25 protein-coding genes are annotated in these 24,460 nt (G+C 62.6%); 6 read left to right on the top strand and 19 right to left on the bottom strand.

Annotation, left to right across the window (positions count from 1 at the left end; all coding sequences use genetic code 11):
- Positions 1 to 5: 5 nt before the first annotated feature.
- The 8 genes from ACYQ4W_RS05500 to xerD form a co-directional block, all read right to left on the bottom strand.
- Positions 6 to 1,136, bottom strand: coding sequence for a tetratricopeptide repeat protein (locus ACYQ4W_RS05500; RefSeq protein WP_459853777.1), 1,131 nt, complete (start codon positions 1,134 to 1,136; stop codon positions 6 to 8).
- 11 nt (positions 1,137 to 1,147) lie between these two features.
- On the bottom strand, positions 1,148 to 1,528 hold the full coding sequence (locus ACYQ4W_RS05495; RefSeq protein WP_459853775.1) for a LapA family protein: 381 nt from the start codon (positions 1,526 to 1,528) through the stop codon (positions 1,148 to 1,150).
- A 31-nt stretch (positions 1,529 to 1,559) separates the two neighbouring features.
- Positions 1,560 to 2,045: an HIT family protein gene (locus ACYQ4W_RS05490; RefSeq protein ID WP_459853773.1), complete on the bottom strand. Its 486-nt coding sequence runs from the start codon at positions 2,043 to 2,045 to the stop codon at positions 1,560 to 1,562.
- A 116-nt stretch (positions 2,046 to 2,161) separates the two neighbouring features.
- On the bottom strand, positions 2,162 to 2,287 hold the full coding sequence (locus ACYQ4W_RS05485) for a hypothetical protein (protein WP_459853771.1): 126 nt from the start codon (positions 2,285 to 2,287) through the stop codon (positions 2,162 to 2,164).
- Positions 2,288 to 2,431: 144 nt separating this feature from the next.
- Entirely contained in the window at positions 2,432 to 3,871 is a 1,440-nt protein-coding gene (locus ACYQ4W_RS05480; protein ID WP_459853769.1) for a sodium:proton antiporter, read from the bottom strand.
- Positions 3,872 to 4,064: 193 nt separating this feature from the next.
- Positions 4,065 to 4,862: a ferric reductase-like transmembrane domain-containing protein gene (locus ACYQ4W_RS05475; protein WP_459853767.1), complete on the bottom strand. Its 798-nt coding sequence runs from the start codon at positions 4,860 to 4,862 to the stop codon at positions 4,065 to 4,067.
- Positions 4,863 to 4,880: 18 nt separating this feature from the next.
- On the bottom strand, positions 4,881 to 7,601 hold the full coding sequence (locus ACYQ4W_RS05470) for a CBS domain-containing protein (protein ID WP_459853765.1): 2,721 nt from the start codon (positions 7,599 to 7,601) through the stop codon (positions 4,881 to 4,883).
- Positions 7,598 to 8,557: a site-specific tyrosine recombinase XerD gene (gene xerD, locus ACYQ4W_RS05465; RefSeq protein ID WP_459853762.1), complete on the bottom strand. Its 960-nt coding sequence runs from the start codon at positions 8,555 to 8,557 to the stop codon at positions 7,598 to 7,600. Before xerD ends, ACYQ4W_RS05470 begins: the two co-directional genes overlap by 4 nt.
- 233 nt (positions 8,558 to 8,790) lie before the next feature.
- Here xerD and ACYQ4W_RS05460 point away from each other — a divergent pair, with 233 nt between their 5' ends.
- From ACYQ4W_RS05460 to ACYQ4W_RS05435, 6 genes are all read left to right on the top strand, one after another.
- Positions 8,791 to 9,957, top strand: a complete 1,167-nt coding sequence (locus ACYQ4W_RS05460; RefSeq protein WP_459853760.1) for an LL-diaminopimelate aminotransferase — start codon at positions 8,791 to 8,793, stop codon at positions 9,955 to 9,957.
- Positions 9,958 to 9,965: 8 nt separating this feature from the next.
- Positions 9,966 to 10,457, top strand: coding sequence for a 2-amino-4-hydroxy-6-hydroxymethyldihydropteridine diphosphokinase (gene folK / locus ACYQ4W_RS05455; RefSeq protein ID WP_459854465.1), 492 nt, complete (start codon positions 9,966 to 9,968; stop codon positions 10,455 to 10,457).
- 31 nt (positions 10,458 to 10,488) lie between these two features.
- Positions 10,489 to 10,770, top strand: a complete 282-nt coding sequence (locus tag ACYQ4W_RS05450) for a transcriptional regulator (protein ID WP_459853758.1) — start codon at positions 10,489 to 10,491, stop codon at positions 10,768 to 10,770.
- A gap of 62 nt (positions 10,771 to 10,832) precedes the next feature.
- Positions 10,833 to 11,471: a fructose-6-phosphate aldolase gene (gene fsa / locus ACYQ4W_RS05445; protein ID WP_459853756.1), complete on the top strand. Its 639-nt coding sequence runs from the start codon at positions 10,833 to 10,835 to the stop codon at positions 11,469 to 11,471.
- 197 nt (positions 11,472 to 11,668) lie between these two features.
- The gene (locus ACYQ4W_RS05440) at positions 11,669 to 13,810 is read left to right on the top strand and encodes a tetratricopeptide repeat protein (protein ID WP_459853754.1); all 2,142 of its coding nucleotides are present in this window, start codon (positions 11,669 to 11,671) and stop codon (positions 13,808 to 13,810) included.
- 29 nt (positions 13,811 to 13,839) lie between these two features.
- Positions 13,840 to 14,256, top strand: a complete 417-nt coding sequence (locus ACYQ4W_RS05435) for a hypothetical protein (RefSeq protein ID WP_459853751.1) — start codon at positions 13,840 to 13,842, stop codon at positions 14,254 to 14,256.
- Between the two features lie 106 nt (positions 14,257 to 14,362).
- On the opposite strand, the gene ACYQ4W_RS05430 is transcribed toward ACYQ4W_RS05435, so the two are convergent.
- The 11 genes from ACYQ4W_RS05430 to ACYQ4W_RS05380 all read right to left on the bottom strand — a co-directional run bounded on the left by ACYQ4W_RS05430 (position 14,363) and on the right by ACYQ4W_RS05380 (position 24,460).
- Complete coding sequence (locus ACYQ4W_RS05430; RefSeq protein WP_459853749.1) at positions 14,363 to 14,608, bottom strand: hypothetical protein; 246 nt, start codon at positions 14,606 to 14,608, stop codon at positions 14,363 to 14,365.
- A gap of 183 nt (positions 14,609 to 14,791) precedes the next feature.
- Positions 14,792 to 14,962 (bottom strand): hypothetical protein, encoded by a 171-nt coding sequence (locus ACYQ4W_RS05425; RefSeq protein WP_459853746.1) that lies wholly within the window; start codon positions 14,960 to 14,962, stop codon positions 14,792 to 14,794.
- Between the two features lie 60 nt (positions 14,963 to 15,022).
- Positions 15,023 to 15,727 (bottom strand): glycosyltransferase family 2 protein, encoded by a 705-nt coding sequence (locus ACYQ4W_RS05420; RefSeq protein ID WP_459853744.1) that lies wholly within the window; start codon positions 15,725 to 15,727, stop codon positions 15,023 to 15,025.
- A 22-nt stretch (positions 15,728 to 15,749) separates the two neighbouring features.
- Complete coding sequence (locus tag ACYQ4W_RS05415; RefSeq protein ID WP_459853742.1) at positions 15,750 to 16,385, bottom strand: TVP38/TMEM64 family protein; 636 nt, start codon at positions 16,383 to 16,385, stop codon at positions 15,750 to 15,752.
- A gap of 98 nt (positions 16,386 to 16,483) precedes the next feature.
- The gene (locus ACYQ4W_RS05410; protein ID WP_459853739.1) at positions 16,484 to 17,959 is read right to left on the bottom strand and encodes a B12-binding domain-containing radical SAM protein; all 1,476 of its coding nucleotides are present in this window, start codon (positions 17,957 to 17,959) and stop codon (positions 16,484 to 16,486) included.
- A 6-nt stretch (positions 17,960 to 17,965) separates the two neighbouring features.
- The gene (locus ACYQ4W_RS05405) at positions 17,966 to 19,141 is read right to left on the bottom strand and encodes a DegT/DnrJ/EryC1/StrS family aminotransferase (RefSeq protein ID WP_459853737.1); all 1,176 of its coding nucleotides are present in this window, start codon (positions 19,139 to 19,141) and stop codon (positions 17,966 to 17,968) included.
- Between the two features lie 15 nt (positions 19,142 to 19,156).
- Positions 19,157 to 20,077 carry a GDP-L-fucose synthase family protein gene (locus ACYQ4W_RS05400; RefSeq protein WP_459853735.1) on the bottom strand — a complete coding sequence of 307 codons (921 nt, stop codon included), beginning with the start codon at positions 20,075 to 20,077 and terminating at the stop codon, positions 19,157 to 19,159.
- Positions 20,074 to 21,129 (bottom strand): alpha-ketoacid dehydrogenase subunit beta, encoded by a 1,056-nt coding sequence (locus ACYQ4W_RS05395; protein WP_459853733.1) that lies wholly within the window; start codon positions 21,127 to 21,129, stop codon positions 20,074 to 20,076. The genes ACYQ4W_RS05400 and ACYQ4W_RS05395 overlap by 4 nt, the downstream gene beginning before the upstream one ends.
- Before the next feature lie 3 nt (positions 21,130 to 21,132).
- On the bottom strand, positions 21,133 to 22,104 hold the full coding sequence (locus ACYQ4W_RS05390; protein ID WP_459853730.1) for a thiamine pyrophosphate-dependent dehydrogenase E1 component subunit alpha: 972 nt from the start codon (positions 22,102 to 22,104) through the stop codon (positions 21,133 to 21,135).
- A gap of 2 nt (positions 22,105 to 22,106) precedes the next feature.
- The gene (locus ACYQ4W_RS05385) at positions 22,107 to 23,174 is read right to left on the bottom strand and encodes a GHMP family kinase ATP-binding protein (RefSeq protein WP_459853728.1); all 1,068 of its coding nucleotides are present in this window, start codon (positions 23,172 to 23,174) and stop codon (positions 22,107 to 22,109) included.
- Entirely contained in the window at positions 23,171 to 24,460 is a 1,290-nt protein-coding gene (locus tag ACYQ4W_RS05380) for an HAD-IIIA family hydrolase (RefSeq protein WP_459853725.1), read from the bottom strand. Before ACYQ4W_RS05380 ends, ACYQ4W_RS05385 begins: the two co-directional genes overlap by 4 nt.

The following is a 24,460-nucleotide window of genomic DNA, read 5'->3' as shown; positions in this document are numbered from 1 at the left end:
GCGCCTTACGAGAATTCCTGGCGGAACAGGATGCTGTGCCAGGAGCGGCAGCGCGGGCAGATGAAGAACGTCTTGTCCCAGCGGAACCCGCAGGTGCGGCAGACAAAGCGCTTGCTCTTGCGGGCGTGGCCGACGAAATAGGCCAACTGGTCGCGCAGAAAGGGCGTCAGCTCCTGGTGCACCAGCACAAGGCTCACGAGCTCAAGCCGCGCCAGCCAGAAGTCCGCGTTGAGCACGAGGGACTTTTCCAGCCAATGCCGGGCGTTGTCGCGGTCGGCCTCGAACAGGCAAAGCTTGGCGCAGTAGTAGCAGACAAGGGCGTCCGGCGGCAGGTCCGCCAGCACGGCGACGCAGGCGCGTACAAGCTCCGTGATGGTGGCCGGGCTTAGGGGCTGCCCCGGCGTGCCGCCTTCGACGCGCGCGGAGGAAAGCACTTCAAGCAATCCTTCGAGAAGCAGAAAACGCTGTTCCGACGGTATGTTGCCGCACGCGGCTGCCAGGGTCTTGGCAAGGGCCGGCGTGTCGGCCGTGAGGGCGCTTTGCACAATGCTGGCAAGCCAGGCCTCCGGGGAAGCCGGAAAAATCTTCAGGGCCTGCTGCACCAGGCGTTCGCCCTGCACAGGATCGTTGCGGTGAAAATGCTCGCTCGCCTGCCGGGCCAGATAGTGCGCCTGGGCCATGGCGCGGTCCACGCGGCCATAGTGCTCCGCAGCGAGTTCGAACTCGCCGCTGTCCGCCGCGAGGCGCGCCAGCTCCAGCTGAACCTCTTCCGTGTCGCCCATGAGCCCGGCTGCCTGGGAAAAGGCCTCGCGGGACTTGTCCAGCATGCCGCCGCGCCGGAAGTCGCGGCCAAGTTCGAAAAAGCTCCGGGCGCGCAGCTCCGGGGCAAGGCCAGGCCGGTCCGTCAGGCTGTGGCGGATATGGATGGCGCGTTCAATCTCGCCCTGGGAGCGGTACAGATTGCCCAGGGCCAAATAAATCTCGACCGATTCCGGGTTGTTGCGGACGGCTTGCGAGAGTTCCTCGATGGCCGCACGGGTGTCCTGGTGTGTCAGAGGCTCTGGTCCGCGCGTGGCATCCTGTTCGGAATGCGTGTGGCGCTTGCGGCCGAGTTTGAAGAGCGCGTTCCAGGGCAAGCTGTGGGCTCCTAGATGCTGAGGCCGGAACCGGAGGCGGGACCGGACGGGGTGGTGACTGCACTGCTTTGCTGATTTTCGGGCTGATTGAGCGGGATGGTGCGCAGGGACAGCGTCTCATCCTCCAGCGCGGCGTAGCGGGTGCGCAGGGTCTTCAGCTCCAGGCCAAGGCGGATGCGGTCCACCAGGACAAAAGCCAACGTGAACAGCGCGCCGAGCAGGAATCCGCCAAGCACGAGGATATAGAGCGGCAGCGGCACGGAATACAGGTGCGCCGCCACGACGTTGAACTCCAGCACGACCGAGGTGGCCAGGGGCTGGTTGTTCTGCACGAAGAACAGCATGGAAACCACGAACACCAGGATGATGGCCAGGGATTTGAGGTAGCGCATGGGGAATACTCCTTGACGGCGTTGCCGGGCATCAGCCCAGGGCGTCGAAATGTGGCTTGAGGGTCGCGTAGGTGGAGCGCAGGTGCTCGGGAATGACCCTGGTTTCGCTGAACACGGCCATGTACGAACTGTCGCCGTTCCAGCGCGGAACAATCTGAAAATGGATGTGCGCGGCAATGCCCGAACCGGCGGCCTCGCCCAGGTTGAGCCCGGCGTTGATGCCGTGCGGCTTGAACGCGTCGCCCAGAATCTTCACGCACGCCTGCAGCAGGTCCATGCACTCGTGGGCTTCCTCCGGCGCCAGGGCGGTGAGGCAATTCACGTGCCGGTAGGGGGTCACCATCAGGTGGCCATTGTTGTACGGGTAGCGGTTCATGATCACATAGCAGTGGGTGCCGCGGTGGAGGATGAAGCGCTCCTCATCCTCGTCCGTGTTCTTCGGCACGCAAAAAACGCACTCGGCCGGTTTGGGGCCAAGAATGTATTCCATTCGCCAGGGAGCCCACAACACGTTCATTTCGTCTCTCACCTTGCACGTTGAATATGCGCCGAAAAGCCGCCGCCAGTCCTCTTTACCCCGCGCGGGCCCCAAGGGCAAGACTTTGAACCTTCAACCACGACATGAGCACAAGATCACACCTCGTCCTCGCGCATCAGCTTATCGGCGAAAATACCATTATTATCCCTGCGCATTACAGCTATCCAGCGCATCACCGACCGATGATGATCGTCGCCGGTGCGCCCTATGCTCAGCGTCATGGCGGCTTGGCTTCAGCCATGCACTCCGAAACGCCGGCAGCGGAAGGGCGTCATCAAACTTCAACGTGCTCTTCATGGGCGCTTGAACAAAGGCCCGCTGGTGATCGGCATGCGCCACGCATTTGCTCTGGCAAGGCGTGCGGCTCAACCCGCCATGAAAAAGATGAAGGTCATGATGAAAAAGAGCGGGATCAGTATGCCGACAGACCAGGCCATGTAACCGAAAAAGCTTGGCATCTTCACACCCTGCGATTCTGCGATCGACCGGATCATGAAGTTTGGCGCGTTGCCGATGTAGGAATTGGCGCCCATGAACACGGAGCCGCAGGAGATGGCCGCGAGCGTGAGCGGCGCTTCAAGCATCAGATGCGTGGCGTCGCCACCGGCTGTGTTGAAGAACACCAGGTATGTCGGTGCGTTGTCCAGGAAGCTGGAGAGAATGCCCGATAGCCAGAAGTACATGTGGTTCACGGGCTGACCATCGCGGGTCACCAGGGCGATGATGTCGTGGAACGCTCCCTCGGAACCGGCCTTGAGCATGGCGATTGCCGGAATCATGGTGACGAAGATGCCCAGGAACAGCTTGCCGACCTCTTCGATGGGCTCCCAGGAGAAGTCGTTCTGCTTCCGCGTCTCCTTGGACGTGAGCAGCAGGGAAAGCCCTGCCAGGGCCAGCAGCAGCACATCGCGCAACACGTCCTGCAGCGCGATCTCCAACTGAGCGACATGGAACACGATGCCGGAATCCCACACGCCGCTCATGAGCACAGCGCCGACAACCCCGAGAAGCAGCAGGAGGTTCACGCCGCCTTCAATACCCAGGGCAGCCTTGCGGCCAGTGGTGTTGGCAGGGGCTGCGGGGCGGCCCTCCTTGATGAACAGCTGGGCATCCAGAATGAAGTAGATGGTCAGCAACACGCCCGAGGCGAAGAGCATCTCCGCGAACATATGGCTGGTGGTCCAAAAGAAATGGACGCCTTTGAGGAAGCCGAGAAACAAGGGAGGATCGCCGAGAGGCGTGAGCGATCCGCCGATGTTCGCCACAAGAAAAATAAAGAACACAATGGTGTGCACCTTGTAGCGGCGGTGCGCCGTGGCCCTTAAAAGCGGACGGATGAGCAGCATGGATGCGCCGGTGGTGCCCATGATGCTGGAGAGGAAGGTGCCAACGGCCAAGAGCGCCACATTGGAAAGCGGCGCGCCGCTCAGGCTGCCTGTTATGCGCACCCCGCCGGAGATGGTGAACAAGGCGAAGAGCAGGACGAGAAAGGGCACGTACTCCAGCACGATCGTATGCGAAAGCACGGCAAGAGCGGTGAGCGGTCCAGCGGAGATCGCGCAGGGGACAAGAAACGCCAAAGCCCAAAGGGCTGCGATCTTGCCGAAATGGCCGGACCAGAGCTCAGGCAAGGCAAGGGGCAAAATGGCGATGGACAGCAGCATGCAGACGAACGGCAGCGCCCACCAGACTGGCAGGGCTGCGCCATCAAGGGCCAGGCCGGAGGCGAAAGCCGGAGCGGCGTTTGCCGCGATCAACAGTGCCGAAGCCGGAACGGTGAGAAGCGTTGAACCGCGCAAGACCATGAATCCTCCGAAAAGACAATGCGTTAGACAGAACAGAATGTGCGGCCTTGAGGTGCCAAGGGGGCACAAACAAACCTCCCGCGGACGCATTCTCGGCCACGGATTCACACTGTCGATTGCGTTCCGCGCGCCCTAACGCCGAGCATCGCGTGCGCCTCCGACCGGAGGGATGAAATGTATGCCGTAGCGCTCGTCAGCTTTGGGCACCGGCTGTTCTGGGCGCTGCTTTGAAGACAAAGGCTTCCTTGTGCACGGACTCGGGCGGCACGCCGCATTTGGCAAGCTCGTCCAGAACGGTCTGCTGCATGGGCGGCGGCCCGCAAAGGTAAAACGCGGCGGCGGCGGTGGTCATGTGCCGCTTGAGAAGCTCTTGGCTGAGCCGCCCGTACTCGTGGCTCACGCGGCCAGGCCGTGCGTCGGCGAACGTCGGCGCCGGCTTGCGGTCCTGTGGCTCGACCCGGCTCAGCACATGCACCACATGCAGGCGCATGCTCTTTGTGTAGTCTTCCAACTCCGCAGCGGCAAAAGCGTCGGCAAAGGTCTTGTTGGCCCAAAAGAGCACGATGTTGTTGCCCGCGCCCACATCCTTGAAGTGGCGCAGCACGCTCAAAAATGGCGTGATGCCGACCCCGCCGGCGATCATCACGATTTCCGGGTTGGCCTCGATGCCGTGGCAGAACTGTCCAAAGGGGCCTGCGCACTCAATGGGCGTGCCGGGTTCAAGCTCCGGTATGGAGCTGGTGAACGCGCCGGACTTCTTGATGGTCATCTGCAAGGTGTCCGCCTCTGGCGCGCTGGAAAGGGTGAAGGGATGCGCCTCGGTCCACTGGCCGTCCTTGAGCACGCGTATGGCGGCAAACTGTCCGGCCTCGCGTTTCTTGAAGCGCTCAATATCCGGGCCGGTAAAGTAGATGGACGTTGTGTCGTGGTTTTCCTGAGCGACTTTGACGACCTTGAGTCCCGCGTCTTTCTTGGTCTCCGTCTTCGTCATGCTTCCCCCAGCGGAAAATCATGTGTCCTTATGGCGAGAATTTCGTCCCCGCGGCCGGTGCGGCCCCAACGCCCTTTCCGTGCGTAGCGTTTCCATGAGGGTCTTGGCAAGCTCCAGCTGCTTTTCGCGGGTCGTGGCCCCGCCGTCCACGGCGGAGGCGCGCACCCGCCGCAGAATCCGGGCAAAGCTCGGGCCATCGGTCAGCCCAAGATTCTTCAGGTCCGAACCGTCGATAAGCAGCTCCAGGCTGCGCAGGCGCGTCAAATACTGCGAAATGTTCTTGCGCATGACTTCGCGGCGGCTGCGCGCCATGAGGAAGAGCACGCCCTCCAACGGCAGTTCGTCGAGGATGAAGTAGATGTCGCTCAGGGAGGACTGCCCGTCCTGCCAGTTCATGAGCTTGGCCAGCGCCTCGCCCAGATGGTCGCGCAGGGTGAGGAAGTCGCGCAGCTCGCGTTCGGTGAAGGAAAGCCTGCGGCAGATGTCCTCGAGCTGATCGCGCTCCGCTCCCATGGTCAGGCCCAGCATGTACAGCCGCCAGGTGCTCGCCGGCGGCTCCAGGTAGAGCAGGGCGTACCAGTTATGGACCTTGTGCAGCTCCATCAAAACACGCAGGCGGTCGGCGTCCTGGTTCAGCTGCGGATGGATGGCGGCAAGAAGCTTCAGTTCCTGCATGCGGTTCAGGCTCTCCAGCACGTTGTCCTCGTTCAGGATGAGCTGCAGTTCGTGCGAAAGCCGGATCCCCGAAAGCTTGGAGAACAGGTTGAGCTGCACGGCGTTCTTGATGAGCTTGAGCGTCTGGCCGTCGATGCGGAAATTGAAGCGTTGTTCAAAGCGCACAGCGCGCAGGATGCGCGTGGGATCTTCGACAAAGCTCAAGGAATGCAGGACGCGGATGACTTTTTCCTTGATGTCGCGCTGGGCGCCGAAAAAGTCCATGAGCTGCCCGAAATGCCCAGGCGAAAGGTTGAGGGCCAGGGCGTTGACCGTGAAGTCGCGGCGGTACAGGTCCATTTTGATTGAGGAAAGCTCAACCGTGGGCAGGGCCGTGGGGTATTCGTAATATTCAAGCCGGGCCGTGGCCACGTCGATGCGCTGGCCGTCCGGAAAGACCACAACAGCGGTCTTGAACTTCTGGTGCTCCTTGACCCGGCCTTGCCGGGCCTTGGCCAGCTCCCTGGCGAAACGGATGCCGTCGCCTTCCACAACAAGGTCGATGTCCAGGTTGGGCCGGGCCAGCAGAATATCGCGCACAAACCCGCCGGCCGCGTAGATCTTGTAACCCAGTTCCTGGGCCAGGTATCCCGCCTGCTCCAGCAAGGCCAGGATGGACCCGGGCAGACGCTGGCGCATGACGGCCCGGATGTTCCTGCCAGGCTTGTGGTCCGGCAGCATGGCCTCGGGGATGCGCGCGGATTCCTCCACAAGCAGGTTGACGATGTCGGTTCTGGTGATGACGCCGACGATGTTCTCGCCCTCCAGCACCGGCAAAAAACGCTGCCGCTTGCCGATGACGACTTCCATGACCGTGTGCAGATCGGCGCTGGCAGGCACCGTGACAAAGTCCATGAGCATGTATTCGACGATGGGCACCTGCTGCAGCCCGTGCCCCACGGCCTTGTCCGCGGTGTGGTAGTCCAGCACCCCCACGCAGCGCATGCCGCCTGGCGCTACCACGGCGACGGCCTTGAGCCCGAAGCGGGTCATGAGCTCGGCCGCGTCGGCCATGCTGCGCGAGGACTCGATGACCATGGGCGGCTTGGACATGACCGTGGCCGCCGTTATCTGCGGGTTGATGTGGGAGTAGAGCAGGGCGAGGAGTTCATCGCGCACCTCGCTCAGGGTCTTGTCCTTCACCGTGGCCGAGGCCGCGTAGCCGTGGCCGCCACCGCCGAAGAACGAGCAGATGAAGCCCACGTTGACATCGCCCACGCGGGAGCGCGCCACGATGTGGATGCGGTCGCCCATGCGGCCCAGGGCGAACATGACGCGGATGTTCTCCATGTCGATGAATTTGTGCACAAGATACGCGAAATCGCTGATGAACTCTTCCGTGCTCACCTCGGCGATGACCACCGGAATGCCATGAAAGTCATGGGTCTTGGAGGACTCGATGAGTTCGGAGAGCACGCGGATCTGCTCGGACGAGAGGTCGCGGGCGAGAAGATCGGAAATGACGCCGAGGTCCATGCCGTGCTGGCGCAGCCAGGCCGCGGCGGTGAAGTCCTCCGGCGTGGTGGAGGTGAAGGTGAAGGAGCCCGTGTCCTCGAAGATGCCCAGGCCAAGCACCGTGGCTTCTTCAATGTTGGGCACAATCCCGCCCTTCATGAGCTCGTGGATGATGATCGTGGTGGTGGAGCCCCAGTTGACCACGCGGGAATACTCGGCGGTCACGTCTTCTTCCGTGTCCGGGTGGTGGTCGAACACATGGATGCGGATGCCGGGCTTGTCGAGCAAGGGCTGCACATGGCTGATGCGGGACTTTTGCCGCGTGTCCACAACGACGAGCAGTTCCACGTCCTCGGGGTCGATGTCCTTGAAGGACTTGAAATTGAACAGATAGGTGGTGCTTTGGATGAAATAGTTGCGCAGGTTCTTTTCCTGGCTGCCAGGAAAGATGAGCGCAGCGTCCGGATACAGGCGGTTGGCCGCGATCATGGCCGCAAGGGCGTCGAAGTCGGCGTTGGCGTGGGCGGTTATGACGGTTTTGGGACGTGGGCGGACAGGGGCGGCGGTCATTGTTTGTCTCCCGCGCGGCGCGGCTTGGTGGTGGCGAAGGCCGTGGACCGTGGGTGAAATTCCTCGTGGATGCGCATGAGCCTGCCGGACTGGATGTGCGTGTAGATCTCCGTGGCGTTGATGGCCGAGTGGCCGAGAAGCAGCTGCACGGTGCGCAGGTCCGCGCCGCCCTCCAAAAGATGCGTGGCAAAGGTGTGCCGGAAGGTGTGCGGCGAGATGCTGCGGCGTATCCCCGCGGCCTCGGCATAGCGCTTGATGAGCTTCCACACGCCCTGCCGGGTGAGGCCCTTGCCGGAACGGTTGAGGAAAATGTGCTGGCTCAAGGGGCCGAAGGCGGCGCGCTTGAAGTCCAGGTAGTCGCACAGCAGCCGCTGCGCCTCATAGTGGATGGGCACCAGGCGCTCCTTGGCCCGTTTGCCGAACACGCGCAAAATGCCGGTCTGCGGGTCAAAGTCGCCCAGCACCAGTCCGATGAGCTCTGAGATGCGCAAGCCCGCGGCGTATAAAAGCTCCAGCATCACCCGGTCGCGGAAGCCCAGGTTCGTGCTCGGGTCCGGCTGGTCGAGCAGACAGTCCATTTCCGCGCGGGTGAGGAACTCCGGCAACTGCGCCGGGAGTTTTGGGCTTTCGAGAAGGGCTGCCGGGTCTTCGTCCAGCAGCTTGGACTGCACGGCGAAGGCGAACAGCCCGCGCACGGTGGAAAGGTTGCGCGCCAGGCTGGTCGCGGCCAGCTTTTTAGCCCGCAAGTGTGTCAAATAGAGGAACAAATGACGTGACGAGCAGGCGTCCAGGCGCACGTCCAGGCCATCCAGAAAGGAGAGCAGGGCGGCGATGTCCGCTCCGTAGGCGCCCAGGGTGTTTTCCGAGAGCCCGCGTTCCACGGTCAGGTGTTCAAGATACCTGTCCGCGATGGGGTGCGAAAGGACGGGGGCGCTGCCGGGAGCCGTGCTGTTCATCAGATTATCACCGGAGGTCGAGGGTGAGCCAGAAAATGATGACGCGAAAGAGACGAAATGATCGCGCAACCGGGCTCTGATTTTCTGGCAATACCCGGCACATCTAAACTTTTTCTTGCAATCCGGCAAGGCCCGGGCCCGGTGGAGCGTCGGCCCAGCAACGGCGGCTCGATTGACAGCAAGGGGACGGGGCATTACACAAGCGTTTCCAATTGCACCATAAGGAGCCGATCATGTCCGAATTTCAGCTTGCCCAGCGTTTGGCGAACCTGCCCCCGTATTTGTTCGCGGCCATCGACAAAGCCAAGGAAGAAGTCCGCGCCAAGGGCATGGACATCATCAGCCTGGGCATCGGCGATCCCGATCTGCCCACTCCGGGCTTCATCATCGACGCCTTGTGCGAAGCGGCGAAAAAGCCGGCCAACCATCAGTACCCGTCCTATGTGGGGCTTTTGAGCTTCCGCCAGGCCGTTGCGGACTGGTACAAGCGCCGCTTTGACGTCAGCCTCGACCCGAATACCGAGATTGTGGGGCTCATCGGCTCCAAGGAAGGCATTGCGCACTTCCCGCTGGCCTTTGTGAATCCTGGCGATCTGGCGCTCATCGCCACGCCGAACTACCCCGTGTACGGCGTCACCACCGAGTTCGTGGGCGGCATTCCCATGTACCTGCCGCTGACCGACGAAAACAACTTCCTGCCCGATCTCGACGCCATCGACAACGACACCTGGAAGCGCGCCAAGCTCATCTACATCAATTACCCGAACAACCCCACGGCCGCCACGGCTCCGCGCTCCTTCTACGAGAAGCTCATCGAGAAGGCCAAGGAGTTCAACGTCATCGTCGTGCATGACGCCGCCTACACCGAGATGTATTTCGACGAGGCCAAGAAACCCCTGTCCATCATGGAGATTCCCGGCGGCAAAGACGTCGCCATCGAGTTCCATTCCCTGTCCAAGACCTACAACATGACCGGCTGGCGCATCGGCATGGCCGTGGGCAATCCGTCCCTGGTGCGCGGCTTGGCCAAGGTCAAGGAGCAGATGGACTCCGGCATCTTCCAGGCCGTGCAGGAGGCCGGTGTCGTGGCCCTCAATCAGGGCGACGCCTTCAGCGCCGAACTGCGCGCCATTTATAAGGAACGCCGCGACGTCGTCGTCACCGCGCTCAAGAAGGCTGGCATCTCCTGCCGCGTGCCCGACGCCAGCTTCTACATCTGGTCCAAGGTGCCGGCCGGCTTCACCTCCCAGGATTTTGTCACCAAACTGCTTATGCAGACGGGCGTGGTCACCACCCCCGGCAACGGCTTCGGGACCCCGGGCGAGGGCTATTTCCGCATCTCGCTCACGGTGAACACGGATCGGCTGAAGGAGGCGGTGTTACGGATTTCCCAACTCTAGACTGCTACATCTCCCTGGGCTCCAACCAGGGCGATGGCGAGGCCAATATCGAGGGCGCGCTCCAGCGCCTGGAGCACTACGGCAACGACCTCGTGTTCGACGCCCAGTCTCCCATTTATACAACCGAACCCCAGGGCGCCGTGAAGGATCAGCCCTGGTTCTCCAACTGTGTGGTGCGGCTCAAGGCCGGCTCCGACATTTGGGCGCCGGAAGGGCTCTTGTCCACGCTGCAGGCGGTGGAGGCCCAGATGGGCCGCATCCGCGGCGAGGTTGTGGGCGGCCCACGGGTCATCGATCTGGACCTCTTGATGTTCGGCGATGTGGAGATGGACGGCGAGTACCTGCAACTGCCGCATCCGCGCATGCTTGAGCGCGCCTTTGTGCTCATCCCCCTGCGCGACATCGCCCCGGACCTCGTGTTCAAGGACGGCAGAACCATCGACCAGGTGCTTGCCGGGCTTTCGTACAGCCTGGACGGCCGCGCCATTGGTCAGAAATAGGGCGGCCTAAGCCCAAACAGGACGTGCCAAGATGAGCGTGACCAAACTTCTGATTCTGGCCATTTGCGCCTTTGTGGTCTGGAAGCTCTTTGCGGGCGACAAACGCTTCAAAGAGACCAAGGAGAAAGAGAACAAGGAGAACCTTGTGGCCTCCGGCGAGATGGTCAAAGACCCGGTGTGCGGGGCGTATGTCTCCAAGAACAGCGACATCCGCGTGCGCCAGGGCGACACGGTGCTGAATTTCTGCTCCTATGATTGCCGCGAAAAGTACCTGAAGCGGCTTGAGGAACAGAACGGCGCGCCCAAGGCATAAATCACAAGACACACCAATGGCCGGGCCGCAAGCCCGGCCGTACCTTTCTGGCGGAGGAGCACATGAAGATTTTCCTCGACAGCGCCAATATCGATCAAATCAAGCAAGCCAAAGCCTTGGGCGCCATTGAGGGCGTGACGACCAATCCCAGCCTTTTGGCCAAGGAAAAGGGCGATTGGAAGAAGATCGTCCGCCAGATCTGCAAGGAGATTGACGGCCCGGTGAGCGTTGAGGTGCTGGCCACGGAGTCCACGGCCATGCTGGCCGAGGCGCGTGAGCTGGTGAAGATCGCCTCCAACATCGTCGTCAAGGTGCCCGTGACCCTCGAAGGCCTCAAGACCATCAACGTGCTGCACGAACGCGGCGTGGAAACCAACGCGACCCTCGTGTTCTCGCCCAATCAGGCGCTGCTGGCGGCCAAGGCCGGCGCGTCGTTCGTCAGTCCATTTGTCGGCCGGCTCGACGACATCGGCCAGGACGGCATGCAGGTCATCCAAGACATCATGACCATCTTCCGCAATTACGACCTGTCGACCCAGGTGCTGGCGGCGAGCATACGCCACACCAGCCATTTCTTTCAGGCCGGGCTGTTGGGCGCCGACGCGGCGACCATTCCGTTGTCCGTGCTGTTCGACCTGGTGAAGCACCCGCTTACCGACATCGGCCTCGCCAAGTTCCAAGCCGACTGGGCCAGCAAATAGAAAGCCCGTGCACGTTTGCTTGGTCGTTCCACATACACCATGTTGTCTCATAATGTAAATTATGTTAACTTTCATATCCGGAGCAGGGCTCTCTCCTTCCCTTTGAAAGAGAACTGTGGCAGGAACTCTTCGCCCTTGATCAACCCCCGACCGCTCTGCCTTTCAACAGGGCGCAACAGCCACTGAGGCGATTGCAGATGAACAAGGATTTCCGTAATGCCGCGCTGAACGGCCTGATCATGACCTCACTGCTCATGCTTCCCGCCGGCGCGCACGCCGCAGCCAAGAAAGCCGCCAAACCCGCAGCCGACACCAAAACCGTTCAGCCCGCGCCGACAGATTCCGCCTATGAGCAATGGCTCAAAAAATACGGCGCCTATGACCGCGTCGCCCAACCCATTGATGAAATTTCCGACACCACCAGCGCCACGGCACTGAAGCGCGCCGAGGCGCACTTGCTTCAAGGCGTGCCCGCGCAGGCCCTCGCGGTTGTCGAGGGCTTGAAGCCCTATGACGATCCCGGCATGGAGATCCACCGGCTGTGGCTTGGCGGCAACGCCCACCGCGCCCTGGGCGATCCTTACAAGGCCGTGGTCTGGTACAGCCAGGCGGCCAAGCTCATGGACGCCAAGCAGATGAAGGCCAAGCTCTCGGCCGAGGCCGGACTCGACGCCCTGTGGATCGATGTGTGGCGCCGCCAGTACTGGGCCTTTGTGGGCAATCCTTCCGCCTCCCGCGAGGCCCTGGAATTGACCCTGCGCACCCTGCAAAACCAAGCCGAAACCGCCTGGGGAAAGGAGAACTTCTGGATAAAATCCAAGGAAGCCCTTTCCCTGGCCACTGGCGAAACCACGCCGCCGGCAGCGGACAAGGCCGCCAAGGACGGCGCGCTCAAGGTCAGCGACGCCGACCGCCTGCGCATCGCCCAGGCCGTGGCGGCCGCGAGCATTGAGGACTACGCCCAGGCGAAGTCCATTCTGGCCAAGGTCGGCGAGCCCGCCCTGCGCGATTTCTGGGGCGCCCTGCTGGGCTTTTTGAACACCGGCAAAACGCCGGATGCCAAGAGCATCGGCGCGGCGGGCTATGCCAAGGCGGCGGGATTCTGGAACGCCAATCTGCTTGCGGCATATTCCGCGAACCGCTCGGAATGGCTGCTCGGAAGCTCTACAGCCTCTTGGACGAAGTTCAAGGCGAATCTGTCGCAACTCTCCAAGACCGAGGCCCAGGAGGCCGTGGACAAGGAGATGCAGTCCCTGCTCATTTCCGATGAAATGTCCCGGCTGCTGCGCTCCCTCAAGTTCATCCTCACCCTTGAGGAAGGCAACACCGACGCCGCCAAGGAAATTTGGGACGGCCTGGATAAGCGCAAGCTGCCCATCAGCCTCCGGGTCGCGGGCGGTTTGGCCTTCCGCGAAGAGCTGCAGTCCCTGCTGCCGCAGGAAATCGGCGCCGCGGGCAAGCTCTCCCCTGCCCTGGCCGCCCTTTTGGCCGCTGGCGGCACTGGCGCGCCTCTTGCGGGCGAAGCCCCCTTCTGGACCCGCGTTGAAGTCGGCCGTTCCAGCAATGTGAACAAGACCTGGCCTTTGGACCGGCTGCTCGTCCTTTCGGACTGGCAGGCGCGTTGGGTGGCCGGCCCGGGTTCTGAACTGGCGCGCCGCTCGGCCTTCCTTTTTCCGGATACCATGTACGGGTATGACTGCCTGGTCTACCTGACGCAGAAGGCTGTGGAGAACCGGGCTTTTCAACAGGCCGGCACCTATCTTGAGCGCATGGCCGCATTGTCGACTGACAAAAGGCGGGCGGCCATTCGCCTCGGCCTCAAGGGCAAGATGGAGCGCGAAAGCGGCAAGGACGCGGAAGCCCTTGCAACCTATCAGGAAATTGCGGAGCTTGGCGTCGACATGGACCCCAAGACCCGCCTGGACATGGCGACCTTCTTCCAGCTGAAGAACGATCTCGACAATGGCCGCAAGCAACTGCTGATCCTCTGGGAGCAGCATGACAAGCTGCCGCGCAACATGCAGGCGGAAATCCTGTTCTGGCTGGGCGAGGGCGAACATTCTCAGCGCAACTACGACGCTGCGCTGGATTATTATCTGCGCCTCGCGTATCAATACCCGCAGGAACCCATGTGGCCAACGGTGGCCATGTACCGCTCGGCCATGATCTACGAGATCAAGGGCAATTTCGAGACGGCCAAGAAGCTTCTCCGGTCGGTCATCGCCACCGCGGACACCAAAGAGGCCCAGGAAGCGGCCCGCAATCGCTTGAACGCTCTTGAGGCAAAGGCCGGCAAGCCTTCGACCAAGGAAAGCGGCGAGCCCGTTTATCCGTTCTAGTCACGCACAGAGACACGCAGGAGATCCCCATGGCTGAAGACTTCCGGACAATGCTCAAAGAGGACTCGAGGGATGCCGAGACCGGCGAACGCTGGTTCGAGGACATCGAGATGGGCGATGTCTTCTTCTTCTCGGTGCAGGCCAGCGCCCTGCACGGCAGCACTCCGGCGGCCCTGCTGGACGACATCATGGGCTACGAGACGTTCCAGGTGACCATCCAGTCGAAGCACGGTGTTTTCGCCCATGGCCGGCGCGGCGCCTGGCAACACCTGGAAGGAAAATCCTGGTGGCCCCTTTTTGTGGACGACTCCCCGATCCTCTACGTGGCCGAAAACGTTCCCGTGGCGACAACGCAGCAGATCTATGAGGATCTTCTGGCCTGCGTGGCGGAACACCCGGAGCTGGCGCCCAAGAAGTGCGGTTGCGGCGGCCTGAAGCCCTGCTAAACAAAACGTCCAATCCCCCGCGGCATAAATCGAAGCGCCGCCTGCGAAATGAATCGCAGGCGGCGCTTTTCTTTGTCATGGCGGAATGCGCCATGGGCAAGGTCGTTTAAGACATGGTGCTTTCGCTCTCATAAAAGAGCTTGCGGCGCAGGCAGCGCATCAAGGCCAGTTCCGGGGCGTTCCGGTAGAGCTTGTGCTGCAGCCGGTAGCGGAAGAAGGCGCTGGTGGGCCGGGAGATGGACTTGAACAGCAGCCGCAGCGGCGTGGAGCTCACGTCGAGCACGCGGGAGCGGTGCTTCACGTACATGTCGCGGTGGATGTTGTTCTCCACGTTCACCAGGTGCCAGGGCACGGGCAGCAAGGTCCTCGATGTTCATGAGGGGGTGCCCTTCGTTGCGGACGACCTTGCCGCCGTCCTTGTAAGCGCGGCAGCAAGCAGCACAGCGGGGTGATACGGCGGGTGCCGGCCCACAAAGGCCGAAACGCCGACGCCATGGAAGGGATACCAGCTGAACACTCCATATTGGAGAAACAGCTAGGCCATGTTCTGAAAATGGCTGAAGTGGACTTCGATGGTGTCGTTAAAGTCGACAAAGCCAGAGGGGCCGAGAAACTGATCCAAATGGACGATGACGCCCACCCCCAAGAACAGCAGAAAGGCGCTCGGCAGCGCGCTGCGTGTGTCTGTGGGAGAAAGGCGTGTCATTCAGGCAAACCTGCTTGGCTCAAAGCGTGAAGATGAAACCCGTTGGAGCCCGGCGGCGACTTAGCTCCACCACAGCTTTTCGCGGAAGAACTGGAAAAAGTACGCGCAACCCCAGCGGATGATCTGCAGCTTGCGCTCGCCGCCGATGCGCGCGGGTTCGTCGCCGGGAATCTCGGTGATCTTCAGCTTGCGCTTGGCCGCGCGCACGGAGAGCAGCGGCTCCCAGCTGATCTTGGTAAAGAACAGGCGCTCCGGCGTTCTGTAGGCGCCCTCGTCCATCAGCTCAAGGTCGTGGACCATCTGCTTCTTGTAGGCGCGGTAGATGACCATGGCGTCGGTGTAGTGGCCGCCATGCAGGATGTTGATGGTCTTGGTGAAGAGCCAGTTGCCGAAGGCCGTGATAGGATCGTCGTCGTCGCTCTTGGCCTCGCCCAGGTAGCGCGACGCGATGACCATGTCGTACCCCTCGCGCATCTTCTCGACAAGATCGGGAATGAGCTCCGGCACGGAATTGCCGTCCGGGCTGAAGGTCAGAAGCACGTCCCCCTTCACCAGAGGCATGACTTCGCAGTAGGCGTGGCGGAAGCCGCGCTGCTTCTGGACATACACTTCATAACCCTGCTCGCGTGACCATTCGATGGTGCCGTCCTTGGACCCGCCGTCCACAACGATGATCTGATCGACCCATTCGCGTTTGATCTTCGGCATGATCGCTTTCATGCCTTCGATCTCATTGAGCGTCATCACAAGAAGCGTCGTTTTCATGTTCCAATCCGTCGTCGGGAGGTTAGATGGGCCGTTTGAAGTAATGCTTGAAAGCGGTGTACCCGGCAATGGCGATGCAGACAGTGAGCGAGACGGCGACGATGAGCTGCGTGAGCCGCTGGGCCTCGCCCCCGAGGATGATGCCGCCCGCGGCCTCGCCCACGTAGGCGAAGGCCAGGCAAAGCGGATACGGAAAAATCAGGGTAGCCCAGAAGTAGTGCCTGAAGGAAAGCGAGGTCAGCCCCAGGAGGTAGTTCACCGGTCCGCTGGGAAAAACCGGATTGATGCGGATGAAGGCCACGACCTTCCAGCCGTTTTGCGAAACCTGGGTGGCGAGCCATTGCAGGATGTTGTTGTCGAACTTCCTGGCCAGAGGCTGGCCAAGGGCCGTGCGAGCGAACAAGAACGCCACAACCGAGCCGACGGTGCAGCCGATGAGCGTGTAGACGCTGCCCCAAAAAGCGCCCCAAAGCAGCCCAGCCCCAAGGTTCAGGGGCAGGCTCGGGATCATGAAGAAGACCACGAGCGCATAGGCGGCAATAAACAGCACAGGGGCTGCGACATTGTTCTGCGCAACGTAGCGGAGAACGACCTCCGGCGTCAGCGCGCCGATTTTCCAATAATACCAGAGCACCGCCGCAACAAGCGCATAGATCAAGAGCAGACACAGGCGCTTGGGGCCAATGAATCTGCGCAGCCCGCTTTTTGCCGCTCGCGGTGAATTCTGCTCGTCAGGACGCACGGTTGCTCACTCTGCTACAGTTCCAGATGCTCGCGCACCAGACTCTTCTCGGCCATGGTCTGGATGTGGCGCATGGTCTCTTCGTCGAACTTGCGGCGGATCATACTCAAATAGCGCGGGTTCTTGTAGTAGGCGTCGAAGGAGTAGTCGCGGAAGGCCAGCACCTGGCCGCCCGTGAGGTACTTGGTGGGCAGGGGCAGGCAGTCGCGGCTGTACTGCGAGTAGCCGTTCCATGTGGCCGGCAGCGGCGCGCCAGCCGTGACGGCGTCTTCGTACAGCTTGGAGCCGGGGTAGGCCATGGCCGAATAGATGTTCGCCCATTCGGCGTTGATCTCCTGCATGAGGGCGTTGGTCTCCTGCATGGAGTCGTAGTCGTCCTCGGGCAGGCCGAAGATGAAATTGGCGCAGATGTGTTGATCCTGCGCATAGGTCATCTCCACCACGCGCATGACCTGGTCGAGCTTGTAGCCCTTGGTCACGTCCTCGATGACGCGCTTGCTGCCGGACTCGAAGCCGTAGGCGATCCAGTTGACGCCGGCCTGCTTCATGGCCGCGAGCATGCGCTCCGAAACCGTGTTCACCCGGGCGTAGGCCCAAAAGTTCAGGTCATAGCCGCGCTCGGCAATGCGTCCGCACAGCTCCAGCACACGCTTCTCGTTCACGGCGAACAGCTCGTCCATGATCTTGATGTTGCGCACGCCATAGTTGGTGACGAGAAAGTCGATCTCGGCCATGACCGCGTCCACCCCGCGGGTGCGCAGGCGGTGCTCGCCGAACAGGGCGTTGATGCAGCAGAACGAGCACTGGTACGGGCAGCCCAGGCTGGTGTAGAGCGTGGCATAGGGCTGCCGGCGCGAAACATCGTCGAAGCAATGCCAGTTGTGCGCGCGGTAGCGCTCCATGGGCAGCAGGTCCCAGGCAGGCATGGGCAGGGTGTCCAGGTCGGCCCACATCTCGGGCATGGCGCCGGGCACAATGTGCCCGCCCTCGCGCCGCCACAGGCCCGGAATGCCGGCCGGGCTCCGCGCGCCGGCCTTGAGCGCGTCGATGAGCGGCGGCAGGGTGCGCAGGCCCTCGCCCTGAATGGCGAAGTCGGCGGCTTCCTCGCGCAGGGTGCGCTCCGGCAGGGCGCTCACGTGCAGACCGGTGAGGCACACGGCCATTCCCGGCGCGAGTTCCTTGATCTTGCGGGTGATGGCCCCGACGCCGGTCATGTTCATGGTCGAGGCGGAAGGATTGTGCCCGGAAGCCATGACCACGGTCAAAAGCGCGCCCCGGTCCACAGCCTCCTGCGCCACCTGATCCCAGGACAGGCCGTCGGTCTCGGCGTCCAGAATCTCCACGCCGTAGCCAAGGCCGCGCAGGTAGCCGCCCAGAATGCCGGCCCACAGCGGCGGCTCGATTGCCGTCAGGTCATGGTCCGACAGGGAGCCGTAGATCTGCTTCTGGCTGCCGGGCTTGATGAACAGGACGTCGGGCGTGCGGGACATGGCCCCCTACCCTTCCACCGCGTTCAGCACGGCGCAAAGTTCCACGATGCGCTCCGCGCTCAGGCTCGGATAGTTGCCGATGTAATAGCCGAAGAAATGGATGTGCTCCACCTGCGGGTACTTCTTGTATTCGCCGTCGGGCACAATGCCTTTGAGATAGGGCTGGCGCAGCTGGTTGCCGCCGCCCGCGCTGCCGCGCCGGAACTCGATGCCGTTCTCGCGCATCTGCTTTTCCAGGCGCTCGCGCAGGGCCTCGTCGGGCTTATTCAACACCAGGTTGAAGGCATAGTTGCAGCTTCCTTCCAGGTCGAAGTCCGTGCGATATTTGGAGGAATCAATCAACTTCAAGAACAGCTCGAAGTTTTCGCGGCGGCGCTGGTTGCAGTCGTCCAGGCGCTTCAGCTGGCTGCGGCCCAGCACGGCGTTGATCTCGGTACTGCGCACGTTGAAGGCCGGGAAGGCGAAGATGAAGTCCTGCGAAAGTTCCGGATTTTCCGCAGCATAGCGCGCCTTGGTGTCCGGGCTCTCGGCCTCGCGGACCATGCCGTGGGAGCGGAACATGCGGATGGCGTCGTAGAAGGCATCGTCGTTGGTGCAGACCATGCCGCCCTCGACGGTGCTCATGTGGTGGGCGAAATAAAAGGAGAAGTTGGATGCGAGACCAAAGGACCCCAGACGCCGGCCCTTGAAGGTGGCCCCGTGCGACTCGCACACGTCCTCGATGAGCTGGATGTTGCGGCGCGCAAGCTCCTCGAGCAGGCGGTCGGACAGGCCGTTGAAGCCCTGCACGTAGGTCAAAAACACCGCGCGGGTCTTGTCGGAAAGCTTGGCGATGACCTGGTCTTCGTCCATGCACAGGGTGCGCGGGTTTATGTCCACAAAAACGGGCGTAAAGCCGTTCTGCAACACCGAGGCGATGTCTGAAACCCAGGTGAGCGTCGGCACGATGACCTCGCCGCCGCCATAAAGATGTTTCAGCGCGCCCATGGTGATGAGGTTGGCCGAGGCGCCGGAGTTCACGAACACGCTGTGCTTCACGCCAAGCCATGCCGACCACTCGCGCTCCAGGGCGCGCACGTTCTCCGACTGGGTGAGCCGCGGCATGCCCTGCAAAAACGCGATAAGACCATCAAGGTCCTGCCGGGTGACATTGTCTTCCATCAACGGCCATTTAAAGCTCATGGCAACCTCACGGGATTATTTCTGTTGCAGGTACCAGTCGTAGGTGCGGCGCAGCCCCTCGGCAAAGGGCACCCGGGGCGCCCATCCCAGTCCGGCCAGGCGGGAGGAATCCAGAACCTTCACGGGCATGCCATCGGGCTTGGACGTGTCGTAGGTAAGCGCGCCGGGAAAGTTGGTTATCTCCTTGAGCATCTGCGCCAGCTCCGCAATGGAGACGGCCGAGCCGGAGCCGATGTTCAGCGGCCCTTCCCAGCTGTGCCCCAGCATGAGGAACACGGCCGCGTCGGCCACGTCGTCAACGTACAAAAACTCGCGCCGCGCCTTGCCCGTGCCCCAGATGGCGAGATCCGGGTCGCCGGCGGCCGTGGCCGCGCGCATGCGCGCCATGAGCGCGCCCACCACGTGGGAGTTCTCCGGGCTGAAGTCGTCGCCAGGGCCGAAGTAGTTCGTGGGCACAGCGATGTTGAAGTCCACGCCGTGCTGCTGCCGCAGCGCCCGGCAGAGCTCCAGGCCCGCCAGCTTGCTCACGGCGTAGGCCAGGTTCGTGGGCTCAATCGGCGAGCCGTACATGCTCCCCTCTTGGATGGGCTGGGCCGCGTCCTTGGGGTAGACGCAGGAGCTTGCCAGATACAAGAGCTTGCGGACGCCGAAGCGGTGCGCCGCGTGCAGCACGTGGGTGGCGCAGAGCAGATTGTCCAGAATGAGGTCCGCCGGGGCGCGGCGATTGAGCCCGATGCCGCCGGCCTTGCCCGCGGCGTAAACCACCCACTCCGGTTGCTGGGCCTCGAAAAAGGCGTCCACGGCGCGCTGGTTGCGCAGGTCCGGCTCCAGGGCCGAGGACAGGCAGGTATGCCCGGCCTGGGCGAAAGCACGCTGAATAGCCGAGCCGAGGGCCTTGGCGCCGCCGGCGACAAAGATTTTCGGAGCCGCGATCATGCGCAGCGCACCGCCTTCAGAATCCCCTGCTTGATGTCTTCCTTGCCGATGTAATAGGCCCGCTCCAGGGTGTAGCCGCTGGGCGTGGGCAGATCGGGGTTGGCGACGCGCACAATGGGCGCCTTGAGGGAGCTGAAGCCTTTCTCCGCCACCATGGCGGCGATTTCCGCCGTCACGCCGCCGGTCTTCCAGCCGGTGTCGGTCACCACCAGCCGTCCGGTGCGCGCCACAGACTCCAGAATCAGGTCCTCGTCGAGGGGGCGCAGGGTGCGCGGGTCCACGATCTCGGCCTCTATGCCCTGCTCCGCCAGTTCCTGGGCGGCGGCAAAGGCCTCGGCCACCAGATGCGACACGGCCACAACGGTCACGTCGCGGCCCTTGCGGCGGATGGTCCCCTTGCCTATGGGCAAGGTGTAGGGTTCTTCCGGCACAAGGCCGCGCAGCTTGAAGTTCATGCGATGCTCGATGATGAGCACGGGGTTGTTGTCGGCAATGGCCGCAAGCATGAGCCCCTTGGCGTCGTAGCAGGTGGCCGGCATGATGAGCTTGAGGCCGGGCACGTGGTTGAAAAGCCCCTGCAAGGCCTGGGAGTGCTGGGCCGCGGAGCCCCAGCCCCGTCCGATGCACGCCCAGAACACCAGAGGCACGCACGCCGCGCCGCCGAACATGAAGTGCCACTTCGCCGCGTGGTTCACCAGCTGGTCCATGGCGAGCAGCAAAAAGTCCGGGCGGTTGTGGAAGTATACCGGGCGCATGCCGCCCAGGGCCGCGCCCACGGCAACGCCGGAAAGGGCCGTCTCGGCGAGGGGCGTGTCGAACACGCGCTGCGCGCCGTGCTTCAGGTGCAGGCCTCTCGTCGCCCCGAACATGCCCGAGGGGTCGTCGACGCCCTGCCCCATGACGAACACGCGCGGGTCCAGGGTCAGCGCCTGCGAAAGGGCTTCGTTGATGGCCTCGGCGTAGGAGATCATCCTGCCGGACCTATTGTCGGCCAGGCCGTCGTTGTAGAATTCCGGCTCGTTGGTGTCTGTTTTGATGCGTGACCAGGGCATGAGCTACTCGCAGAAAAGATGGTTGTGCATGGCCTCGGCCACGGGCAGCGGGCTCTGCCGCGCATATTCAAAGGCCGCGTCGATTTCGGCGCCCACCTCGGCCTCAAGGGCGTTCAGGTCCGTTTCGGACAAGAGCCCTTGCGCCCGCAGCGCCTGCTGGTACGAGCACACCGGGCAGCGTTCGCGCCAAGCGTCTATCTCGGCCGGGTCGCGGTAGCCCTTGGGGTCCTGCTGCCAGCATCCGGCATGGCCCAAAATTCGGTAGGTCACGCACTCGATGAAGGACGGCCCCTCGCCCGCGCGCGCGCGCGCCACGGCCTTGGCCGCGGTCTCGTAGACCAGCTCCGGGTCGTTGCCGTCGATTTTTGCGGTAAAAAGACGATCGCCCGCGCCCTTGTGGAACACGTTGTCGCCGCAGTGGCGCGTGGCCGTGGGCGAACAAACCGCCCAACCGTTGTTCTCCATGACGTAAACCACGGGCAATTGTTTCAGCATGGCGAAATTGAGGGACTCATAAAGGGTGCCCTCGTCGGCCGCGCCATCGCCGAAAAAGACCACGCTCACGCGGTCCTGCCTCTGCATCTTCATAGCCAGGCCCTGGCCGGTGGCGATGGGAATGCCGCCGCCAACAATGGCCGAGGTGCCCATGTTGCCATGGGCCACATCCACAAGATGCATGCTGCCGCCGTAGCCGCCGGAGCAGCCTGTAGCCTTGCAGAACAGCTCGGCCATCAGGGCGTTCAGGTCGCCGCCCTTGGCCAGATAATGGCCGTGGCTTCTGTGGTTGCTGTTGATGGCGTCGTCGTCGCGCAGGCAGGCGCACACGCCGGTGGCGATGGCTTCCTGCCCGATGTACAGATGCACGGGCGTCTTCATCTCGTCCTTCATGTACTCGGACTCGATGCGCTCCTGAACGCGGCGGATGCGCAGCATGGTGCGCAAAAGCCGCAGCTTGGTCTCAACGTTCAAAGACATGTTCACCCCTTCAACGTGCCCAGCTCGCGGAAGCTGTTGATGGAGCGGTTGTGGTGGTCGCGCTCGCTCTGGCGGTAGTCCGCGGTCTGGGGCTCGTAAAAGATGATCTGGCTGCCGTCGCGGCAGAAGGTAAAGGGCACGTGCAGCAGTTCGGAAAGCTCCTCGCGCACCCTGTCGCGGGCGGAGGGCGGAACGAACAGCAGCAGAAAGCCGCCGCCGCCGGCGCCGATGAGCTTGCCGCCGATGGCGCCGTTCTCCTGGGCGCGGGAGTAGAAGTCGTCCACCACGCCGTTGGAGATGTTCGGGCTGAGGGACCGCTTGGCCTCCCAGGCCTGGTTCAGCAGTTCGCCGAAACCGCAGATGCAGCGGCTGCTCTGGATCAGCTTGATGCCGTCGTCCACCATGCCGTGCATTTGGCGCAAAAGGGCCTCTTTCGCGCCAAGGTTCTCCACGTAGGTGTCCGCCACGTCCGATGCCGTGCGCATGATGCCGGTGTAGAAGAGCATCAGGTGATCGGAGAGTTCCGTCAGGCGCGAGCGCGACAGGGTCAGCGGCCGCACCTCGATTTCTCCGTCGCGGTGGAAAATGATGTGATTGAATCCGCCATAGGCCGCGGCGCACTGGTCTTGCGAGCCCACGGTCTCCTTGATGAGATCCTGCTCGATGTGGATGGCCTCGCGCGCCAGGCGCTCCTTGGTGGGCATTTGCCCCCGCAGGGCGTACAGCGCGTGCAAAAGCCCAACCGTGAAGGAGGAGCTGGAGCCCATGCCACTGCGCGCGGGCAGGTCGCCGTCGTGGTGGATCTCCACGTTGCGGGCGAAGTTCATGAAGCGCAGGGTTTCGCGGATGGCCGGGTGCTTGATCTCGTCGAGGATCTGGCACTGCTCGATCTTGGAATAGACCGCGCGGATCTTGTGCTCGAAGAAAGGCGGCAGGTAGCGCAGGGTGATGTAGCAGAATTTGTCGATGGCCGTGGACAACACCTGCCCGCCGTGTTCCCGGTACCAGCCGGGATAATCAGTGCCACCGCCAAAGAACGAAACGCGAAATGGGGTTCTGCAAATGATCATGTATGCTCCGCACCGCCAGTGTTGTGGGCGGCCAGGATGGAACCGATGGTGTTGGCGGCTTCTAGCAGGTTCGTCGAAACATGGTGCGGGCGGCAATCGCCGGCATCGGCGTGTGCGGCACCGTAGCCTGTTGTGACCAAAAACGTCGTTGCGTTCACTATCAGTCCAAGGTCGACATCGCAAGGCTTGTCGCCAATAACAAAGCTCAGTCGAGGATCAAGGTCCAGTTCCTTGCATGCGCGCTCAATGAGTCCGGGCAAAGGTTTGCGGCAGTTGCAGGCATCGCCGGGGGCATGCGGGCACACATACAGCGCGTCCAGGCGCACGCCCTGGGCCTCCAGCAGTTCTATGAGCCGTCCGTGCACCCGCTCGACATCGCCGCGGGTGAAGTACCCGCGCCCCACGCCGGACTGATTGCTCACCAGCACAAGCCGCAGCCCCAGGTCGCGCATGCGGCGCAAGCCTTCGGCCGCGCCTGGCAAAAGCTCCACTCCGGCGGGATCATGCAGGTAATGCACCTGCGCTATGATCGTGCCATCGCGGTCCAGAAACACGGCGCCCTTGGCCGCAGGATCGGGCCCGCCCAGAAGGAAGCGTCCGGCCTCGGCGTAAGAATCCGGCGTGCCGATATCCAGAAACCGCGCCGCGACCTTGTGCGCGCACAACAACCCTTTGGCGGCGAGCACAGGGAACACGTCCTGCTCAATGGACGCGGCCTGGCCAGGTTCAATGCCCTCAAGGCAGCGCGGGCGCAGCAGATAGATGCCTGCGCTGATGAAGCCCGGGCCGCTTTGCCCTTTTTCGACAAAGCCGGTGACCTGTTCCGCATCGTCCAAGGACACGCTGCCATACCGCGCGGTGTCTTCCATGGGCGCCAAAAGCAAGGCCCCCTGCTCTTTCCGCCCGTCAAACCACGTCAAAAACGCGGCAAGGTCGGCATCGGTGAGGGAGTCACCGTTGATGCACAGGGCCAGCTCGGCCGGAAAGCGCGAAAAGGCGAGCTTGAGCGCGCCGCCAGTGCCCAGGGGCGTTTCCTCGCGGGAATACTTGAGTTCCATGCCCCGGTATTCGGAGCCGAGAAAGGACTCGAGCATTTCGGCCATGTGCCCGGTGCAGAGCACCACGCGCTTGAGGCCGAATCCCGCAAGGCTGTCCAGCAGATGATAGATGTAGGGGCGGCCGAGAATTTCCGCCAGGGCCTTGGGGCGGTCGGAAACAACCTGGCGAAGGCGGGTACCGAACCCGCCCGCCAGGATGTATGCTGTGACAGTGCCGAAACCGGGCAT

This window comes from Humidesulfovibrio idahonensis (assembly GCF_054657715.1).
The sequence above is the reverse complement of the archived record's forward strand: the minus strand, read 5'-3'. Positions and strand labels throughout refer to the sequence as shown.

What these genes read in the sequence shown, in the direction of transcription:
- ACYQ4W_RS05475 (WP_459853767.1), bottom strand. Translation starts at nt 4,862, where the DNA reads ATGACGAAGACGGAGACCAAGAAAGACGCGGGACTCAAGGTCGTCAAA.
- ACYQ4W_RS05470 (WP_459853765.1), bottom strand. Translation starts at nt 7,601, where the DNA reads ATGACCGCCGCCCCTGTCCGCCCACGTCCCAAAACCGTCATAACCGCC.
- ACYQ4W_RS05480 (WP_459853769.1), bottom strand. Translation starts at nt 3,871, where the DNA reads ATGGTCTTGCGCGGTTCAACGCTTCTCACCGTTCCGGCTTCGGCACTG.
- fsa (WP_459853756.1), top strand. Translation starts at nt 10,833, where the DNA reads ATGAAGATTTTCCTCGACAGCGCCAATATCGATCAAATCAAGCAAGCC.
- ACYQ4W_RS05385 (WP_459853728.1), bottom strand. Translation starts at nt 23,174, where the DNA reads ATGATCATTTGCAGAACCCCATTTCGCGTTTCGTTCTTTGGCGGTGGC.
- ACYQ4W_RS05460 (WP_459853760.1), top strand. Translation starts at nt 8,791, where the DNA reads ATGTCCGAATTTCAGCTTGCCCAGCGTTTGGCGAACCTGCCCCCGTAT.
- ACYQ4W_RS05490 (WP_459853773.1), bottom strand. Translation starts at nt 2,045, where the DNA reads ATGAACGTGTTGTGGGCTCCCTGGCGAATGGAATACATTCTTGGCCCC.
- ACYQ4W_RS05410 (WP_459853739.1), bottom strand. Translation starts at nt 17,959, where the DNA reads ATGTCCCGCACGCCCGACGTCCTGTTCATCAAGCCCGGCAGCCAGAAG.
- ACYQ4W_RS05405 (WP_459853737.1), bottom strand. Translation starts at nt 19,141, where the DNA reads ATGAGCTTTAAATGGCCGTTGATGGAAGACAATGTCACCCGGCAGGAC.
- ACYQ4W_RS05435 (WP_459853751.1), top strand. Translation starts at nt 13,840, where the DNA reads ATGGCTGAAGACTTCCGGACAATGCTCAAAGAGGACTCGAGGGATGCC.
- ACYQ4W_RS05390 (WP_459853730.1), bottom strand. Translation starts at nt 22,104, where the DNA reads ATGTCTTTGAACGTTGAGACCAAGCTGCGGCTTTTGCGCACCATGCTG.
- xerD (WP_459853762.1), bottom strand. Translation starts at nt 8,557, where the DNA reads ATGAACAGCACGGCTCCCGGCAGCGCCCCCGTCCTTTCGCACCCCATC.
- ACYQ4W_RS05440 (WP_459853754.1), top strand. Translation starts at nt 11,669, where the DNA reads ATGAACAAGGATTTCCGTAATGCCGCGCTGAACGGCCTGATCATGACC.
- ACYQ4W_RS05420 (WP_459853744.1), bottom strand. Translation starts at nt 15,727, where the DNA reads ATGAAAACGACGCTTCTTGTGATGACGCTCAATGAGATCGAAGGCATG.
- ACYQ4W_RS05425 (WP_459853746.1), bottom strand. Translation starts at nt 14,962, where the DNA reads ATGACACGCCTTTCTCCCACAGACACACGCAGCGCGCTGCCGAGCGCC.
- ACYQ4W_RS05485 (WP_459853771.1), bottom strand. Translation starts at nt 2,287, where the DNA reads ATGACGCTGAGCATAGGGCGCACCGGCGACGATCATCATCGGTCGGTG.
- ACYQ4W_RS05450 (WP_459853758.1), top strand. Translation starts at nt 10,489, where the DNA reads ATGAGCGTGACCAAACTTCTGATTCTGGCCATTTGCGCCTTTGTGGTC.
- ACYQ4W_RS05495 (WP_459853775.1), bottom strand. Translation starts at nt 1,528, where the DNA reads ATGCGCTACCTCAAATCCCTGGCCATCATCCTGGTGTTCGTGGTTTCC.
- ACYQ4W_RS05380 (WP_459853725.1), bottom strand. Translation starts at nt 24,460, where the DNA reads ATGCCCGGTTTCGGCACTGTCACAGCATACATCCTGGCGGGCGGGTTC.
- ACYQ4W_RS05400 (WP_459853735.1), bottom strand. Translation starts at nt 20,077, where the DNA reads ATGATCGCGGCTCCGAAAATCTTTGTCGCCGGCGGCGCCAAGGCCCTC.
- ACYQ4W_RS05395 (WP_459853733.1), bottom strand. Translation starts at nt 21,129, where the DNA reads ATGCCCTGGTCACGCATCAAAACAGACACCAACGAGCCGGAATTCTAC.